Source organism: Gordonia oleivorans (genome assembly GCF_040044975.1).
Lineage (GTDB): Bacteria > Actinomycetota > Actinomycetes > Mycobacteriales > Mycobacteriaceae > Gordonia > Gordonia oleivorans.
The window spans coordinates 165,272-182,444 of record NZ_JBDZDI010000005.1 but is presented as its reverse complement, the minus strand read 5'-3'; the positions used below and the strand labels follow the sequence as shown (position 1 = coordinate 182,444).

Here is a 17,173-nt window from a genome sequence, read left to right as displayed (position 1 = left end):
AAATGAGTGCGCGGGAAGGGAACGTCGTCAGCCGAACAGCCCCGGCAGCGTGCCCTCGTAGACCTGGCGCAGTTCGTCGAGGGTGACCTCGAAGTGGTCCTGCACGCTCACCGCGTCGCTGCCCTGGTCGACGACGCCGATGCGGGTCCACGGCATGCCGCGGGCGTCGAGCATCGCCGAGAATCGCGACTCCTCGGTGCGCGGTACGGCGACGATGACACGTCCGGTCGACTCGGAGAACAGCCACACGAACGGATCCGCACCTTCGGGAAGCAGGATGCGGCAACCGGTTTCGCCGGCCAACGACGATTCGACGACGGCCTGGATGAGACCACCCTCGCTGAGGTCGTGGGCGGCGGAGATCAAGCCGTCACGCGAAGCCGCGGTGAGAATCGCCGACAGCAGCTTCTCGTGGTCGAGATCCACCGACGGCGCGGTTCCGCCGAGGTGATCGTGGGCGACCTGCGCCCAGATCGACCCGTCGAACTCGTCGCGCGTCGCACCGAGCAGGATCAGCGTCTCCCCCGGCTCTGTGCCGAATCCGGTCGGGATGCGGCGGGTGACATCGTCGATGACACCGAGCACGCCGACCACCGGGGTCGGCAGGATCGCGGTGGAACCGGTCTGGTTGTAGAAGCTGACGTTGCCTCCGGTCACCGGGATGCCGAGCTGCGCACAGCCGTCGGCGAGGCCACGGACGGCCTGCTGGAACTGCCACATCACGGCCGGGTCCTCCGGCGATCCGAAGTTGAGGCAGTTGGTGACGGCCTTGGGGCTCGCGCCCGACGCCGACACGTTGCGGTACGCCTCGGCCAGTGCCAGCTGCGCTCCGCGGTACGGGTCGAGGAAGGTGTAGCGGCCCGACGCGTCGGTGGCCAACGCGATTCCGCGGCCGGTCTTCTCGTCGATGCGGATGACCCCGGAGTCGGCGTTCTCGGCCAGCACGGTGTTGCCGCGGACGTAGCGGTCGTACTGCTCGGTGATGAACTTGCGGCTGCACAACGCCGGCGAGGCGAGCATCTGCAGCAGGGTTGCGCGCAGTTCGTCGTCGGTGGACGGCCGGGCCAGCGACGCCGTCGACGACGCCGTCACCTCGTCCTGCCAGTCCGGGCGGGCGACGGGACGCTCGTACACCGGACCCTCGTGGGCGACGGTGCGCGGCGGCACGTCCACCACGGTGTCGCCGTGCCAGGTGATGACGAGGTTGTCGCCGTCGGTGACCTCACCGATGACGGTGGCGAGCACATCCCACTTGCGGCACACCGCGAGGAAGGCGTCGACGTTCTCGGGGGTGACGACCGCGCACATGCGTTCCTGCGACTCGCTGGAGAGCACCTCGGCGGGGGTCATGCCGACCGCCCGCATCGGCACCTTCTCCAGCTCGATGTGCATGCCGCCGTCACCGGCGGACGCCAATTCCGATGTGGCACATGACAATCCGGCGCCGCCGAGATCCTGGATGCCCACCACGAGTCCGGCGTGGTAGAGCTCCAGGCAGCATTCGATGAGCACCTTCTCGGTGAACGGGTCGCCCACCTGCACGCTCGGCAGCTTCTTGCGGGAAGGTCGGCGCACCGCGGGATCATCGGACCCGCTCGCTTCGCTCCCGGCGTCCGCGTCGAAGGTCTCCGACGCCAGCACCGACACGCCGCCGATGCCGTCGAGGCCGGTACGCGCACCGAACAGGATGATCTTGTTGCCGGTGCCCGACGCGAACGCCAACTGCAGGTCCTCGGTGCGCAGAACGCCCGCGCACAGCGCGTTCACCAAAGGATTGCCCGCATAACTCGCGTCGAAGACGGTCTCGCCGCCGACGTTGGGCAGGCCGAGCGAGTTTCCGTAACCGCCGACACCGCGGACCACGCCGTCGAGGACGCGACGGGTGTCGGGGGCGTCGGCCGGGCCGAAACGTAGCTGATCCATCACCGCGATCGGACGGGCACCCATCGCCATGATGTCGCGGACGATGCCGCCGACACCGGTCGCCGCACCCTGATAGGGCTCGACATAACTCGGATGATTGTGCGATTCGACCTTGAAGGTGACCGCCCAACCGTCGCCGACGTCGACGACGCCCGCGTTCTCACCGATGCCGGCCAGCATCCCGGCCTTCATCTCGTCGGTGGTGGTCTCGCCGAAGTAGCGCAGATGCACCTTCGACGACTTGTAGCTGCAGTGCTCCGACCACATCACCGAGTACATGGCCAGTTCGGCGTCGGTGGGGCGACGGCCGAGGATCTCGCGGATGCGCTCGTATTCGTCGTCCTTGAGGCCGAGCTCACGGAACGGCTGGGGCAGATCGGGGCTCTCGGAGGCGGTCGAAACGGTGTCCACGGGATGCGGCGCGGCGCCGGTCTGATCACTCACCAGGCCATTCTAGACAGTGCGCCAAACCGGCGCCGTTCACCGATAAGCTGTCCCGACACTGCGCGAGCAGACACGGGTGGGGGGATCGCATGGTCGACGTCGGCAGGGCACGGCAATTGTTCGAACTCGGCGTTCTGTCGCTGGGCATTCGGGTCGAGGGCACCGAGCCCGTCGACAATCCCGACCAGGCGGCCAAGGCGTTCGCGCGGGCCAGCGAATGGGATCCCCGGATGGCCGACGCGTGGATCGGTCGGCTGGCCTGTACCACCGGCACCCACAGCGACACCGCCGACGAGACACTGCTGGCCATCTACCGCCACCGCGACGCCATCGGCGTCGAGCAGCGGCGTCTGGGGCTGCCGCCCGGCACGCTCGTCGGCCGCTGGTACACCGGCATGTTCATCGACTATCCGCTCGTCGACGCCGCCCACGCCGCGTGCGCCTACGCCGCCACCCTGATCCGGGGCCGCGACCTGGCCGGGGCGTCCGACGTCCTCGACGCGATACCCGCCACCGCCCCGATCGTCGAGTTCATGCGCGGGGTGCTGCACTTCTCGGCGCAACGCTGGCCGGATGTGCTCACGGCGGTGTCGGGCGCCGAACGGTGGACCGATGAGTACCTGCGCACCGCCGCCGACTACATGGCCGGAAGCGCCTGCGTCCAACTGGGCATGTTCGGTGAGGGCGCACGCCGCCTCCAGCACGCCATCGAGGGGCCGATCCCCGCGTGCGCGACGCGCGCGCTCTATGCGCTCGGGCTCGCACTGCGGGAAACCGGCCAGGAGGACAAGGCCCGGTCGATGTTCGAGCAGGCCGTCGCCCGCGATCCCGGCTTCACCGCCGCGGCCACCGCGATGCGCAGTCCCGGCATCCGCGTCACCGTCACCACCGCCGACGAGATCGACGCCCGCAGCGATCGATGGGACCCGGCCTCCGCGCAGCAGTCAATCGCGCCCGATGACGAACATGGCAGCGCTGGTGAGGATCTCGTGGCCGATGCGCAACGCGAACTCGACGCCCAGATCGGCCTGGCCACGGTCAAGGAACAGGTCGCCAAGCTGAAATCGGCTGCGACACTGGCAAAGGTGCGTGCCGACCGCGGCCTGTCCACCTCCGCCCGAAGCCTGCACCTGGCGTTCACCGGACCTCCGGGCACCGGCAAGACCACCGTCGCCCGGGTGATCGCGAAACTGTATTGCGGACTGGGATTCATCGCCACCGACAAGGTCGTCGAGGCCACCCGTCGCGACCTCGTCGGCGAACATCTCGGCAGCACCGCCATCAAGACGTCGGCGCTCATCGACTCCGCGATGGACGGCGTGTTGTTCATCGACGAGGCGTATACCCTGATCCAGCAAGGACTTTCCGGCGGCGATGCGTTCGGTCGCGAGGCCGTCGACACCCTGCTGGCCCGGATGGAGGACGATCGCGATCGCCTGGTCGTGATCATCGCCGGGTATGACTCCGAGATCGACCGGTTCCTCGCCGCCAACGACGGCCTCGCCTCGCGGTTCGGCCGGCGCGTCCGCTTCGAGTCCTACACCCCCGCCGAGCTCGCGCAGATCGGCGAGTACCTGGCCGCACGTCGCGACTCGGTCCTCACCGCGGACGCCATGGCCGAGCTCGAGCTCGCTTGTACTCCCCTTTATCACGATGTGCAACAAAATCATTCGGGATTCCACCGGGCGACCGACCTGGCCGGTAATGGGCGCTTCATCCGCAATATCATCGAGGCCGCCGAGGAAGAACGTGAGTTTCGCCTGTCCGCGTCGGGCGATCTCGAGAATCTATCCCAAGATGATCTGATGCGTATCGAGACAACGGATCTCCGTGCGGCCATCGCATCGGTTCTCTCGGGTCTGCTACCCACGAGGAGTCAGGTGTGAAGCTTGCCCAACGAGTCTCGCCGGCGGTGGCCGCGGCGGTCATCATCGTCGCCGGGTTCGCCGCGTGCACCGTCGACGGCGATCCGGTCGCCGACCCCGACGCCACCAGCATCACCACCACCGACACGACGACCACCACCGACACGACGACCACCACCGATGATTGGGACGAAACAACGACGGAGACAACATCGTCCAGTTCAGAAGCGCCCATCAGTGACGTACCCGCACCGGCGAACGCGACGACGATGACCTGCCGGGAATTTGTCACACTGGATCGTTCGACGCAGGTCGCCGTGCTGCGAGCCAACGGTGCCACCGCCGACCCGTCCCGGCTCGGGGTCGTCGTCGACCTGATGTCGGCAAGCTGTCCGGCATTTCCCGACACCACGATCGCCGACATTCTCGCCGGCAACCTCCCGACGAACTGATCCCTCCCGCCGCATGCCCCCAGAAGTGGGGGCATGTGCCGACCCCCGGCCGCCCCTACCATCGAACTCGGGTCCGGGGAGGGAACCGATCAAGGGGTGGATGACACGGTGACGATGTCACGACAGTGGACCGGTGGGCGTCCTACGACGGATGGGCCGCGGATCATCCCGACCGGATGCGGCCCCTTCGGCGTGGCGATCGGTGCCGATGGCCGTGCGTACGTCACCGATCATCGTGACCACGCGGTCTCCGTGGTGGACACCACGTCCGGGAGCGTGTCGGCCACCATCTCGGTCGGCACCAATCCGACGGTCATCGCCATTGCCGGCAACTCGGGCTATGTGACCAACGCCGGTTCGGGCACCGTCTCCGTCATCGACATCGGATCGGCGAGGGTCGCCGACACCATCGTGCTCGGCGCTCATCCGCATTCGGTGACGGCCAGTCCCGGCGGCGAGGCAGTGGCGGTGAGCACCGACGCCGGCACCGTCATGGTCGTCGACACCGCGTCGGCAACGGTCCTTTCCACGATCGCCGTCGGCGCCAACCCGCGCGGCATGGCGATCGGCCACGACGGACACGCCTACATCGCCAACGCCGACTCGAACAGCGTCTCGGTGATCGACATCATGTCCGGCACCACCGATGACACCATTTCCGTTGGTGCGCACCCGTACTCGGTGGCGATCACCCCCGATGGCCGCACCGTCTTGGTCACCAATGCCGACTCTCGAACGGTCTCGGTCATCGACACGCGTCGGCACGTCGTGGTCGAGACCATCTTCGTCGACGTCGCTCCGTACTTCGTGGCAATCGCACCCGACGGTGCCACGGCCGTCGTCACCGATCCGAGCGCGGACACCGTCACGATCATCGACGTGGAATCGATGCGAGTGGACGACGCCGTGCGTGTCGGTGCCGGACCCACCGGTGTGACCATCGGATCGACGGGCGTCGCGCATGTCACCAACTACTGCGGGAACTCGCTGTCGTTGATCGACCTTGCCACCAGCCCGCGTCAGGTCAACCCTGTTGCCCGGGAAGGGTATCGGTGATCGGCGTGTTCTGGCCCGCCGCCACCCACCACTGCCCATCGCGTTCGGCGAGGACGTACATCGCCATTTCGGAGAACCCGCCGTCGACGGCGTGGCGTCCGATCTGGGCGATCACCACACCGGGGGCGGGAGCGAGCACCTGAGCCACCTCGAATCGTGACGACGGGGCGACGCGCGCGGGCATCATCGTCCGATGAATCCTGTTCAGATTCGCGAAACCTTGCAGCACCTGACCTTTGGGGGTTCCCCAGAGGATGTCGTCGGCGAACATGGCGTCGTAGGTGTCGGCCTCGGCGTCATCGAGTCCGCGCTGCAGATGGTCGAGCAACGCGTCGACCGCGTCGTCGATGCCCGCCTGCCCGTGATGCAGCGACGGTCGTGTCAGAGAACTGCGCGATGAGGTCATGAATCCCGACGGTAGAACCTCAACCGCGCTTGAGGTCAAGGCGGCAGCGACGGACTCGGGACGGGTATGCCCCCCAAAGAGGGGGCTTTCCGGACTCTCAGCCACATCTTAGGTTCACACCAAGGGCCGGCGACCACGCCGCCACGACGAGAGGATCGGCGATGACCCGCCATCGTGTCACCGGACGTGCACAGCGAACCCGCCGAGCCGCCGCCGGGGTCGGCATCGGAGCCGCCCTGCTCTTCGGCACACCCGCCCTGATCGACCTCGGAGCCGTCGTCTATGCCGACACCGATACCGGCACAACGCAACCCGACTCGACGGGATCGGCCGAGACCGGCACGTCCTCGGATGCCGCGAGCATCCCGGAGCCGACGAACAGCTCCGAACCAGCCACTGGCGCGGAGCCGGCACCTGCCGCCGAGGACTCCGTACCTGCCACCGAGTCCGCACCGACGACCGACTCCGCACCCGTCACGCCGTCCGCTCCCGAAACCCCTGAGGCCACTGAACCGACCCCGGAAACCTCAGCCGCCGAGGCCGACTCGTCAACAGCATCGTCGTCGGCCGCGATCATTCCGCCCGAGGCAACCCCATCGATCGAGACACCACCCGAACCGTCGGACACATCGCCGACAGTGCCGACAATGCCCGGCACCGACAGCGACGCCGACAACCCTGCCGCCGAAAGTGCTACCGAAACACCGACTCCCGCAGTCGCCGAACGCACCGCCGTGGCATTCGCGGCCACCTCGGCCGCCGACGTCACCGCAGTCACCGACACCGCACCCGTTGTCGCCACCGGCCCGGCGCCCTACACCGTCGACGAGGGCGGCAACCGCGTCGTCAACACCCCCACCGCCGTCGTCGCCGCCGTCCTCGGTCTGTTCGGCTGGAACCCCCTGGCCACCGGAGAGCCGAACACCCCCGCACCCACACCGACCCTCGGATTCCTCTGGGCCGCATGGCAGTCGGTCAACCGACGCTACCTCAACTCCCACCCCGCACTCGCACCCACCGGGCAGACCACCACCGACGGCATCACGACCGGCAGCCTCGGCGCCACCGACCCCGACGGCGACACCCTCACCTACACCCTGACCACCGCACCCACCCGCGGCACCGTCACCATCCACCCCGACGGCACCTACACCTACATCCCCGACGCGGTCTACACCCACGACCTCGCAGCCGACCCCACCCTGCCGGTCACCGACACCTTCACCATCACCGCCACCGACGGTGCCGATCAGCACTTGTTCTCCGCCACAACGCAATCCGGTTCCGTTGCCACCGTTACCGTGCACATCGGCGCGACCAACACCGCACCAACCACGACGGTCGAGGTCACGGGGATCTCCACCGGCAGCAACATCATCCTCCCGACCGGCGCCCACACCGTGGTGATGAACTCCGACGGCACCCGCGCCTACGTCACGACACCGACGACCAACAGTCTGCAGATCATCGACACCGCGACCGGCCAGGTCCTGATGACCGTGCCGGTGGGCACAACCCCGCAGAGCGTCATCCTCGCACCCGACGGCCTCACCGCCTACGCGGTCAACCAGGACTCGGACTCGGTGTCCGTGATCGACACGTCGAGCGGCACCCTCACCTCGGCCATCCCGGTCGGCGACGGCCCACTCGACATCGCATTGTCCGCCGACGGATCGTATGCCTATGTGACGAACCAGGGTTCGGGAACCGTCTCGGTCATCGACACCTCTGCGGCGACGGTGACCGACACAATCGTCGTCGGCGGGGCGCCCCGCCAGATTGCGGTGAGCGCCGACGGTTCGCGCGCCTACATCACGTCGTATGGGTCTTCTCGGATCACCGTGGTCGACACACTCACCAAGACGATCATCGGCACCACCGCCGTCGGCCCCCACCCGACCGATGTCGCCCTGAGCAGCGACGGATCGACCCTGTATGTGACCTCGAACAACGGGTACCTGACCACCATCGACACCGCCACGATGGGAATCGTCGACGCCAACGAACTGGGTGGATACTTACTGGGCGTCACCCTCAACCAGGATGGGTCGCGCGCCTTCGTGACCGACTACACCGGCGGCAAGGTCATCGTCGTCGACACCGCAACCGGGACCGTCGTCGGCGATCTCTTCACCTCGGCGAGACCGGTCACCTCCGCAGTCAGCCCGGATGGATCATCGGTGTACGTCGCCAACAGCGCCTCGAACGCGCTGTCGGTCCTCCGCCAGAATGTCGCCGGCACCGTTACCGGCTCCGATGCGGACGGCGACTCCCTCACCTACGCAATTACCACCGCCCCGACGCATGGCACCGCCACCGTCGACCCCGCCACCGGCGCCTGGACCTACACCAGCAACGACCCCCTCGCGATCACCGACGACACCTTCACCGTCACCGTCACCGACGGTCACGGCGGCACCACACCGCAGATCGTCACCATCAGCAACGACGCACCGGACGTCACCACCCACAGCGAAACCCAAGGCGCATCAACCACATACACACTCGCCGCCACCGACCCCGAAGGCGACACCACCACGACGACACTGACCACCGCACCCGCCCACGGCACCGTCACCCGCAACGGCGACACCTGGACCTACACCCCTAACACTGCCTACGCGCACGCCCTCGCCGCCGACCCCACCCTGCCGGGCACCGACACCTTTGTGCTGACCACCGCTGACGGACGCGGCGGCAGCACCGCCACCACCCTCACGCCGACCATTGCCGCGGTCAACAACGCACCGGTCGTCGCGGTCAGTTCGGGAGCCGCGTCCACGATGGACACCATCGCCGTCGGTAACAACCCCTTCGCGGTGGCCATCACCCCCGACGGCAGCACGGCCTACGTCACCAACTATTCCGCTGGCACGATCTCGGTCATCGACACTGCCACCGGCCAGGTCACCGACACCATCCCCGTAGGCGGCAATCCCGATGATGTGGTGATCAGCCCCGACGGCACCACCGCCTACGTCACCGACCCTCTCTCTGATGCCGTGATCGTCATCGACACCCGCACCAACCAGGTCATCCACACCCTCCCCGCCGGCACCTCGCCGGGCAGTGTCGTGATCAGCCCAGACGGCACCACCGCCTACGTCACCGACCGTCTCTCCGGCACCGTCACCGTCATCGACACCCGCACCAACGAGATCATCCACACCTTCCCCGCCGGCAGCTTGCCGAGCGATGCAGCGATCAGCCCCGACGGCACCACCATCTTCGTCACCAACACCTACTCGAACACCGTCACTGCCATCGACACCACCACCAACCAGATCACACAAACGATTCCGGTCAGCGAGAATCCGTACGCGATAACGATCAGCCCCAACGGCACCACCGCCTACGTCACCGGCCCCAACAAGGTCACCGTGATCGACACCACCACTGGCCACGTCACCGCCACCATCCCCGTAAGCGGCTACCCCCGCGAGATTGCGATCAGCCCCGACGGCGCCACCGCATACGTCACCAACTACTACTCGAACACCGTCACCGTCATCGACACCACCACCAACCAGATCACCGACACCATCGCCGTCGGTGACGGTCCATTGGCAGTGACGATCAGCCCCGACGGCACCACCGTCTACGTCATCAATCCCGGCTCGAACACGATCACCTTTGTCCACAATCAGTTCACCGGAACGATCGATGCGACCGACGCCGACCGCGACACCCTCACCTACGCGATCACCACCGCCCCGACGCATGGCACCGCCACCGTCGACCCCGCCACCGGCGCCTGGACCTACACCAGCAACGACCCCCTCGCGATCACCGACGACACGTTCACCGTCACCGTCTCCGACGGCCACGGTGGCACCACGCAGCAGGTGATCACCATCGGCGATACCCCCGCCGCCGGCGACGAGGTCTGAGCCTGACGAATTGACGGCAGTGCACCACTCTGGCAATGTCCGGTCAAGACCTCATCGCGGATGTTGACAGGAGTACGTCATCATTTCACTCGACGCGCAGATCACCGACGTGACCCACGACCCGCAGGCGCAACCGTTCGCCGCGTTGGAATCCCAGCTCCGTGACGCACAGCTCTTCGTGCGACTGACCCCGGAATCGGCGACATCCGGTCGGATCGCCCTCATGACCTCCGCTGCCGGTGGCATCGAGAACCTGGTGCAGGCCTACACGAGCAGGGTCCGTCCCGGATATGTCTACGGAGAAATGGATTGGCAGGCCATCGTCGACATGGTCGACAACGCCCCGGTCCTGGCCGGAATCCACATCATCAACGACCGGGATGACTGGGTGATCATCCGTCGCTCCGACCTCGGGCTGGTATAGCCAACACGATCTCAGCCTGCCGACGTCACCGCAATGATCTTGTCCCGCAACTCCGGTCGGCAGATGACGAGATCCGGAAGGTAGGTGTCGTCACGGTTGTACACCAGCGGCGACCCATCGATCCGTCCGCACCACAGGCCTTTTGCCTCTGCGACGGCGACGGGCGCCGCCGAATCCCACTCGTATTGACCGCCGGCGTGCACGTAGGCGTCGGCCTCACCGCGCACGACGGCCATCGCCTTGGCGCCGGCCGAACCCATCTGCAGTACCGTGCCGCCGATCGCGTCGGCGACGGGTTGCGAAAAGGCCGGTGGCCGTGAGCCACTCACCACCACACGGGGCCGCTCACCTCTGGGCGACGACGCCAACCCGTCGGTCGGTTCGATCACCGAGTCGTCGTCGACGTAGGTGATTCCCAACGCCGGCAGTGCCACCGCGCCGGCGATCAGCGTGCCACCGCCCTCGGCCGACCACAACGCCACGTGCACTGCCCAGTCGGTACGCCCGGGCACCCCATATTCGCGGGTGCCGTCGACGGGATCGACGATCCACACCCGATCGGCGTGCAGCCGCGACTTGTCGTCGGCGGATTCCTCCGACAGCACCGCGTCGTCGGGACGTCGATTGGCCAACTGCGCCATCAGGAACTCGTTGGAGCGCATGTCGCCCTCCTTGCCGAGTTGTTTGCCCGCCAGTCCGCCGACGCGGATCTGCAGCAGCAGTTCGCCTGCCGCGGTGGCGAGGTCACCCGCGAGTGCGCGGTCGTCCATCACATCTCCTCCAGATCGGTTTCAGAGTCCCAGGTTGCGCAGCACCGCGTCGGCGGCCTCGGCCGGGGCACCGTCGTCGGGGGTGACGACGATGTCGGCGTGTTCGGGCCGCTCATACGGTGAGTCGATTCCGGTGAACTGACTGATCTCACCGCGTCGCGCCTTCGCATACAACCCTTTCGGGTCGCGTCGTTCGCATTCTTCCAGCGCGGTGTCGACGAAGACCTCGAAGAACGGCAGGCCACGTTCGGTGTGGATCTCGCGGGCCCGGGTGCGTTCGTCGGTGAACGGCGAGATCAGCGAGACGATGGCCACCGCCCCGGAGTCGGCGAACAGTGCCGCCACCTCCGCGGTACGGCGAATGTTCTCGCGTCGGTCGTCGTCGCCGAACCCGAGGTCGGAGTTGAGCCCGTGCCGCAGATTGTCGCCGTCCATCAGGTACGCGGGGCGTCCCTCGGCGACGAAGCGTCGCTCGAGTTCGGACGCGAGAGACGACTTGCCCGAACCGGACAGGCCGGTCAGCCAGATCGTCGCACCGGCGTGCGGTCGGTGCTCGCGGGTGACCTTGGTGGTCTGCCAGACGATGTGACTGTCGTGGCTCACCGGTGCGGTGATCATGCCCGCGCCGACGGTCTTGTTGTTCGCGGTGTCGATGAGGATGAAGCTGCCGGTCTCCCGGTTGCGCCGGTACGAATCGAACATCACCGGCTGCTGCGTGCGCAGGGTGAGACGAGCGATCTCGTTGAGCCGCAGCGATGTTGCCGACTCATCGCGGTGCAGGGTGTTGACGTCGAGCCGGTAGGTCAGTCCGGTGATCTCCACGCGCGTCGAGCGGGTGCCGATCTGCATCTCGAACCGGCTGTGCTCACCCAGGGTGGTGTCGTCGGCGAACCAGCACACCATCGCGTCGATGTCGCGGCCGACGTACGGCCGGTTGTTGGGACGCGCCAACATGTCCCCGCGGACGATGTCGATCTCGTCGGCGAGCTCGATCGAACACGCCATGGACGCGAAGGCCTCGTCGACCTTGGTGCCGCCGGGTCCCCAGATATCGGTGATGGTGGTGGTGAAACCTCCTGGCAGCACCACGATCTCGTCGCCGCGCGCGAAGACGCCACCGGCGACCGTCCCCGCGTAGGCGCGGTGGTCGGCACCGTCGGCACGCTGCGGACGGATCACATACTGCACCGGCATCCGCGCGTCGATGAGGTTGCGGTCCGACGCGATGTGCACATTCTCCAAGTGCGACAGCAGTGTTCGGCCCCCATACCAGTCCATCTCCGACGACGGATCCACCACGTTGTCGCCGCGCAGCGCCGAAATCGGGATGAAGGTCAGATCACCGACGTTCAGCTTCGCGGCGAAATCGACGAAATCCGAACAGATCTCGTTGAACCGATCACGTGACCAGTCGACGAGATCCATCTTGTTCACGCAGATCGTCAGGTGCGGGATGCCGAGCAACGACGACAGGAAGGCGTGCCGGCGGGTCTGCTCCAGCACCCCCTTGCGGGCGTCGATCAGGATGATCGCGAGGTCCGCGGTCGAGGCGCCGGTCACCATGTTGCGGGTGTACTGCACGTGCCCGGGAGTGTCGGCGATGATGAATTTCCTTCGCGGAGTTGAGAAGTACCGGTAGGCGACGTCGATGGTGATGCCCTGTTCCCGCTCGGCACGCAGGCCGTCGGTGAGCAAGGCGAGGTTCGCGTACTCGTCGCCACGTTCGGCGCTGGTGCGTTCGATGGACTCCAGCTGGTCAGTGAAGATCGATTTGGCGTCGTAGAGCAGCCGGCCGATCAGCGTGGACTTGCCGTCGTCGACCGAGCCCGCGGTGGCCAGACGCAGGAGTTCGCCTGAGGCGCCGATGATCTCAACGCCGCCGGTGGGCGCATCCGTACTCATCAGAAGTAGCCTTCCTTCTTGCGATCCTCCATGCCGGCCTCGGAGATCCGGTCGTCGGCGCGGGTGGCACCGCGTTCGGTGACCCGGGTGGCGGCCACCTCGTCGATCACCTTGGCCACGGTGTCGGCGTCGGAGAGCACACATCCGGTGCACGTCGCGTCACCGACCGTGCGGAACCGGACGCGTTCGGTGTTGGCCTGTTCGCCCGGCAACCGTTCGAGAAAACGGGTGTCCGCCAACAGCATTCCGTCACGCGGGATCACCTGCCGGTCGTGCGCGTAGTAGATCGAGGGCAGCTCGATGTGCTGTTCGGCGATGTACTGCCAGATGTCGAGTTCGGTCCAGTTGCTCAGCGGGAAGACCCGGATGTGTTCGCCCTTGTGGTGGCGTCCGTTGTACAGGTGCCACAGCTCCGGACGCTGGGCTCGCGGGTCCCAGGCGCCGAACTCGTCACGGAAACTGAAGACCCGTTCCTTGGCGCGCGCCTTCTCCTCGTCACGGCGCGCGCCGCCGAACACGGCATCGAAGCGGTTCTCCGCGATCCCCCGCAACAGAGCCGTGGTCTGCAATCGGTTGCGGCTGGCACCCGGTCCGGTCTGCTCCACCACCCGCCCGGAGTCGATGTCGTCCTGCACCGAACTGACGATCAACCGCACGCCGGTCTGCTCGACCACCTGGTCTCGATACTCGATGACCTCGTCGAAGTTGTGTCCGGTGTCGACGTGCATCAGTGGGAACGGGATGGGCGCCGGCCAGAAGGCCCGGCGCGCGAGGTGGAACATCACCACCGAGTCCTTGCCGCCGGAGAAGAGCAGCACCGGCCGCTCGAACGTGGCCGCCACCTCGCGGAAGATGTACACCGACTCCGCCTCGAGGGCATCGAGGTGACTCAGTTCGTAATGAATCCGGCCCGCTGACGCCGACGACCCTGCCACTCCAGACTCCCTTGACACATCGAATATTCGACACCCAGTATTGACTATGTGACGGACACGCTAGGCGAGCGACGTTCCGACGGTCAACCGCCGGACCGCAGGTCCCCATCGCCACCCACCGGACGCACCGTCGAGATCGTGACGGTGATCGCGGACGACGGCCCACTGACCCTCGCCGACATTGTCCGCCGAACCGGGCACTCGCGTGCGACAGCACACGCGGTCGTCAGCGAATTGGCAGCCCGCGGCTGGGTGAACCGATCGGGCGACGGCCACTTCACCGTCGGCCCCGCCCTCGGAGACCTCGCGATGTCGATCGCGCACGCCGATCCCGTGAGCCGGTTCGCACGGCCGGTTCTCGAAGACCTCGCCGCGGAGCTGGCCATGGATTGCTTCGTCGCCCGCCGCACCGGCGGCGAGGTGACCATCGTCGAGAGCGTCTCCACCACCGCGCCATCCCGGCATCACGAGTGGCCTGCCACGGGTGCGACGATGCCGCTGCGCCCACCCGTCTGCCGCGAGTTCGTCGCCTGGGAGACCCCCGAGGCACGCGCCGCCTGGATCGCCCGCGCCCCCGCCGCCCTCCGGACGCGGCTCGGCCTGGCCCTCGACGCGGTCCGCGCCCGGGGCGTCGCCATCGAGCGGATGACCGACGAGCACGTCACGCTGCTGACCGCACTCGATTCCCTCGACTCGACCGATCTACCTGCCGGAATGCGTCGTCAGATGGGCGAGATCCTGTCGCACCTCACCGCGATCGACTACCTGTCCGACGAGCTACTCGATGGCGCGGACGCGACGATCTCCGCGGTGACCGTGGGCGCCCCGGTCACCGACGCGGCCGGTTCGGTGATCGCGTCGGTCGTCGTCTGCCCCTCGGGGAACCTGACACCGCCCGAACTCCAGCGCGTCGTCGACGCGGCACAGGCCGCGGCCGGTCGATTGTCGGCACCCCGGGGTTGACCGCGGCTCGCGCATCGAACTACCAACCAAGCACTTGCTAGGTTACGCTCGTGGACATGAGCGATGCCGTCATCCCCGCGCCGTTGAGCCCGAACGATCTCGGACCGGACACCTCCCCCGTCGCCTACGAAACGGGAGGGCCCGACGACGCCGTCGCGTATGTGACGCTCAACCGGCCGGAGTACCGCAACGCGCAGAACTCGGTGATGACGTACTCGCTCGACGCGGCGTTCCGTAAGGCCGTCGACGACCCGTCGGTCAAGGTCATCGTGCTGCGGGCCAACGGCAAGCACTTCTCGGCCGGTCACGACATCGGCACCCCCGAACGCGACTTCGACACGTTCTACGAGAACGCGGCGGTCCTGCATTGGGACCACACCGACAAGACCGGGGCCGATCAGCGCCTGGCCCGGGAGATGGAGGTGTACATGGGGATGTGCCGCCGGTGGCGTGACATCCCCAAACCGATGATCGCCCAGGTGCACGGTGCCTGCATCGCCGGTGGCCTGATGCTCGCCTGGGTCTGCGATTTCATCGTCGCCTCCGACGATGCGTTCTTCTCCGATCCGGTGGCCCGCATGGGTATTCCCGGCGTCGAGTACTTCGCCCACGCATACGTCCTCGGCGCGCGTCGCGCCAAGGAGATCCTGTTCACCGGTGAACGGTTCACCGCCACCCAGGCCGCCGACTGGGGCATGGTGAATCACGTCGTCGAGCGGGATGGCCTGGCCGGCAAGGTGAACGGCATCGCCGAGAGGATCGTCGAGATGCCGATGCAGGGCCTGTTCCTGTCGAAGAAGGCCGTCAACATCTGCGAGGACCAGATGGGCATGCGCAATGCGATGGACTCGGTCTTCGGCTGGCATCACTTCGCCCATTCCGCGAATGCCGAGTCCTCCGGCGGGGATTCGCTGGGCGGCATGGACGCCAAGTCGATGAAGACCGCCGCCTCCCCCAACGGCAGCGGAGCCTGACATGGATTTCCTCTTCGACGACGCCGCCGACGCCTTTCGCGCCGAGGTGCGCGCCTGGCTGACCGATCACGTTCCCGCACAGCCCCTTCCGTCGATGGACACCGCCGAGGGTTTCGAGGCGCATCGGCAGTGGGAGGCGACGATGGCCGCCGACCGGATGTCGGTGGTCAGCTGGCCGGAGGAGTTCGGTGGCCGTGACGAACCGCTGCTGCACTGGCTGATCTTCGAGGAGGAGTACTACCGCTCCGGGGCGCCGGGCCGGGTCAGCCAGAACGGCATCTTCCTGTTGGCGCCCACCCTCTTCGAGCATGCGCATCCGGACCAGTTGGCGCGGATCATGCCGCGGATGGCCCGCGCCGACGACATCTGGGGACAGGCGTGGAGTGAGCCGGAGGCCGGGAGCGACCTGGCTTCGCTCCGGTCGACCGCCACCCGCACCGACGGCGGATGGTTGCTCAACGGGCAGAAGACGTGGAGTTCCCGATCGAGCTTCGCCGACTGGGCGTTCGGCCTGTTCCGCAGCGACAAGGCCGCGCAACGCCATAAAGGGTTGACCTACTTCATGTTCGATCTGCGCAGCCCCGGCGTCACGGTTCGTCCGATCGCGCAGCTCGACGGCGAACCCGGATTCGCCGAACTCTTCCTCGAGGATGTCTTCGTCCCCGACGACCCCGGCGCACCAGCCGAGTCCGGGGTGATCGGCGAGGTCGACAACGGATGGCGGGTGGCGATGAGCACCGCCGCCAACGAACGCGGCCTGTCGCTGCGGTCGCCGGGGAGATTCCTGGCCACCACCGACCGCCTGGTCGAGCTGTGGAAGACCCACCGCGACGAGGTCCCGTCCACCGCGGCCACCGACAAGGCGGTCGCCGACGCCTGGATCGGTTCCCGCGCATACGAACTCTCGACGTATCAGACGGTCAGTCGTCTCGCCGCCGGCGGGCAGCTCGGCATGGAGTCGTCGATCAACAAGGTGTTCTGGTCGCAGTGGGACATCGCCGCGCACGAGACCGCACTCGACCTGCAGGGCCCACTCGCCGAGGTCGACGACCCGTGGATCGACGGCTACCTGTTCTCCCTATCGGGTCCGATCTACGCCGGCACCAACGAGATTCAGCGCAATGTGATCGCGGAGCGGCTTCTCGGCCTACCGCGGGGAGATCGGTGAG

At 67.0% G+C, this 17,173-nt stretch carries 13 protein-coding genes; 8 read left to right on the top strand and 5 right to left on the bottom strand.

Translation table 11 applies throughout. The features are described 5' to 3' along the window. Positions 1-27: 27 nt before the first annotated feature. Positions 28-2,367 (bottom strand): phosphoribosylformylglycinamidine synthase subunit PurL, encoded by a 2,340-nt coding sequence (purL, locus tag ABLE92_RS10715; protein ID WP_348804739.1) that lies wholly within the window; start codon positions 2,365-2,367, stop codon positions 28-30. Positions 2,368-2,456: 89 nt separating this feature from the next. Between purL and eccA the strand changes: the two genes are divergently transcribed. The 3 genes from eccA (at position 2,457) to ABLE92_RS10700 (ending at position 5,740) form a co-directional block, all read left to right on the top strand. Then, positions 2,457-4,253, top strand: a complete 1,797-nt coding sequence (gene eccA / locus ABLE92_RS10710) for a type VII secretion AAA-ATPase EccA (RefSeq protein ID WP_348804738.1) — start codon at positions 2,457-2,459, stop codon at positions 4,251-4,253. Further along, a complete protein-coding gene (locus ABLE92_RS10705; protein ID WP_348804737.1) occupies positions 4,250-4,684 on the top strand; it encodes a hypothetical protein in 435 nt (144 codons plus the stop codon). The genes eccA and ABLE92_RS10705 overlap by 4 nt, the downstream gene beginning before the upstream one ends. Before the next feature lie 114 nt (positions 4,685-4,798). Then, positions 4,799-5,740: a YVTN family beta-propeller repeat protein gene (locus ABLE92_RS10700; protein ID WP_348804885.1), complete on the top strand. Its 942-nt coding sequence runs from the start codon at positions 4,799-4,801 to the stop codon at positions 5,738-5,740. On the opposite strand, the gene ABLE92_RS10695 is transcribed toward ABLE92_RS10700, so the two are convergent. Beyond that, positions 5,709-6,146 (bottom strand): SgcJ/EcaC family oxidoreductase, encoded by a 438-nt coding sequence (locus ABLE92_RS10695; protein ID WP_348804736.1) that lies wholly within the window; start codon positions 6,144-6,146, stop codon positions 5,709-5,711. The two genes, ABLE92_RS10700 and ABLE92_RS10695, sit on opposite strands and share 32 nt — an antisense overlap. Before the next feature lie 161 nt (positions 6,147-6,307). Here ABLE92_RS10695 and ABLE92_RS10690 point away from each other — a divergent pair, with 161 nt between their 5' ends. Beyond that, the gene (locus ABLE92_RS10690; protein WP_348804735.1) at positions 6,308-10,036 is read left to right on the top strand and encodes a cadherin-like domain-containing protein; all 3,729 of its coding nucleotides are present in this window, start codon (positions 6,308-6,310) and stop codon (positions 10,034-10,036) included. Positions 10,037-10,145: 109 nt separating this feature from the next. Then, a complete protein-coding gene (locus ABLE92_RS10685) occupies positions 10,146-10,460 on the top strand; it encodes a hypothetical protein (RefSeq protein WP_348804734.1) in 315 nt (104 codons plus the stop codon). Between the two features lie 11 nt (positions 10,461-10,471). On the opposite strand, the gene ABLE92_RS10680 is transcribed toward ABLE92_RS10685, so the two are convergent. The 3 genes from ABLE92_RS10680 to cysD are packed head-to-tail and all read right to left on the bottom strand — an operon-like array spanning position 10,472 to position 14,067. Then, a complete protein-coding gene (locus ABLE92_RS10680) occupies positions 10,472-11,230 on the bottom strand; it encodes a 3'(2'),5'-bisphosphate nucleotidase CysQ (protein ID WP_348804733.1) in 759 nt (252 codons plus the stop codon). A 21-nt stretch (positions 11,231-11,251) separates the two neighbouring features. After that, positions 11,252-13,132 (bottom strand): adenylyl-sulfate kinase, encoded by a 1,881-nt coding sequence (gene cysC, locus ABLE92_RS10675; protein WP_348804732.1) that lies wholly within the window; start codon positions 13,130-13,132, stop codon positions 11,252-11,254. Further along, positions 13,132-14,067: a sulfate adenylyltransferase subunit CysD gene (cysD, locus tag ABLE92_RS10670; RefSeq protein ID WP_348804731.1), complete on the bottom strand. Its 936-nt coding sequence runs from the start codon at positions 14,065-14,067 to the stop codon at positions 13,132-13,134. The genes cysC and cysD overlap by 1 nt, the downstream gene beginning before the upstream one ends. A 135-nt stretch (positions 14,068-14,202) precedes the next feature. Here cysD and ABLE92_RS10665 point away from each other — a divergent pair, with 135 nt between their 5' ends. From ABLE92_RS10665 to ABLE92_RS10655, 3 genes are read left to right on the top strand one after another with little or no spacing between them, the layout of a single operon-like run. After that, positions 14,203-15,030, top strand: coding sequence for an IclR family transcriptional regulator (locus ABLE92_RS10665; protein ID WP_425476185.1), 828 nt, complete (start codon positions 14,203-14,205; stop codon positions 15,028-15,030). A gap of 56 nt (positions 15,031-15,086) precedes the next feature. Next, the gene (locus tag ABLE92_RS10660) at positions 15,087-16,004 is read left to right on the top strand and encodes an enoyl-CoA hydratase (protein ID WP_348804729.1); all 918 of its coding nucleotides are present in this window, start codon (positions 15,087-15,089) and stop codon (positions 16,002-16,004) included. Between the two features lies 1 nt (position 16,005). Next, positions 16,006-17,172 carry an acyl-CoA dehydrogenase family protein gene (locus tag ABLE92_RS10655; RefSeq protein WP_348804728.1) on the top strand — a complete coding sequence of 389 codons (1,167 nt, stop codon included), beginning with the start codon at positions 16,006-16,008 and terminating at the stop codon, positions 17,170-17,172. Position 17,173: the final 1 nt, after the last annotated feature.

What these genes read in the sequence shown, in the direction of transcription:
- ABLE92_RS10655 (WP_348804728.1), top strand. Translation starts at nt 16,006, where the DNA reads ATGGATTTCCTCTTCGACGACGCCGCCGACGCCTTTCGCGCCGAGGTG.
- ABLE92_RS10660 (WP_348804729.1), top strand. Translation starts at nt 15,087, where the DNA reads ATGAGCGATGCCGTCATCCCCGCGCCGTTGAGCCCGAACGATCTCGGA.
- ABLE92_RS10695 (WP_348804736.1), bottom strand. Translation starts at nt 6,146, where the DNA reads ATGACCTCATCGCGCAGTTCTCTGACACGACCGTCGCTGCATCACGGG.
- cysC (WP_348804732.1), bottom strand. Translation starts at nt 13,132, where the DNA reads ATGAGTACGGATGCGCCCACCGGCGGCGTTGAGATCATCGGCGCCTCA.
- ABLE92_RS10680 (WP_348804733.1), bottom strand. Translation starts at nt 11,230, where the DNA reads ATGGACGACCGCGCACTCGCGGGTGACCTCGCCACCGCGGCAGGCGAA.
- eccA (WP_348804738.1), top strand. Translation starts at nt 2,457, where the DNA reads ATGGTCGACGTCGGCAGGGCACGGCAATTGTTCGAACTCGGCGTTCTG.
- ABLE92_RS10690 (WP_348804735.1), top strand. Translation starts at nt 6,308, where the DNA reads ATGACCCGCCATCGTGTCACCGGACGTGCACAGCGAACCCGCCGAGCC.
- ABLE92_RS10700 (WP_348804885.1), top strand. Translation starts at nt 4,799, where the DNA reads ATGTCACGACAGTGGACCGGTGGGCGTCCTACGACGGATGGGCCGCGG.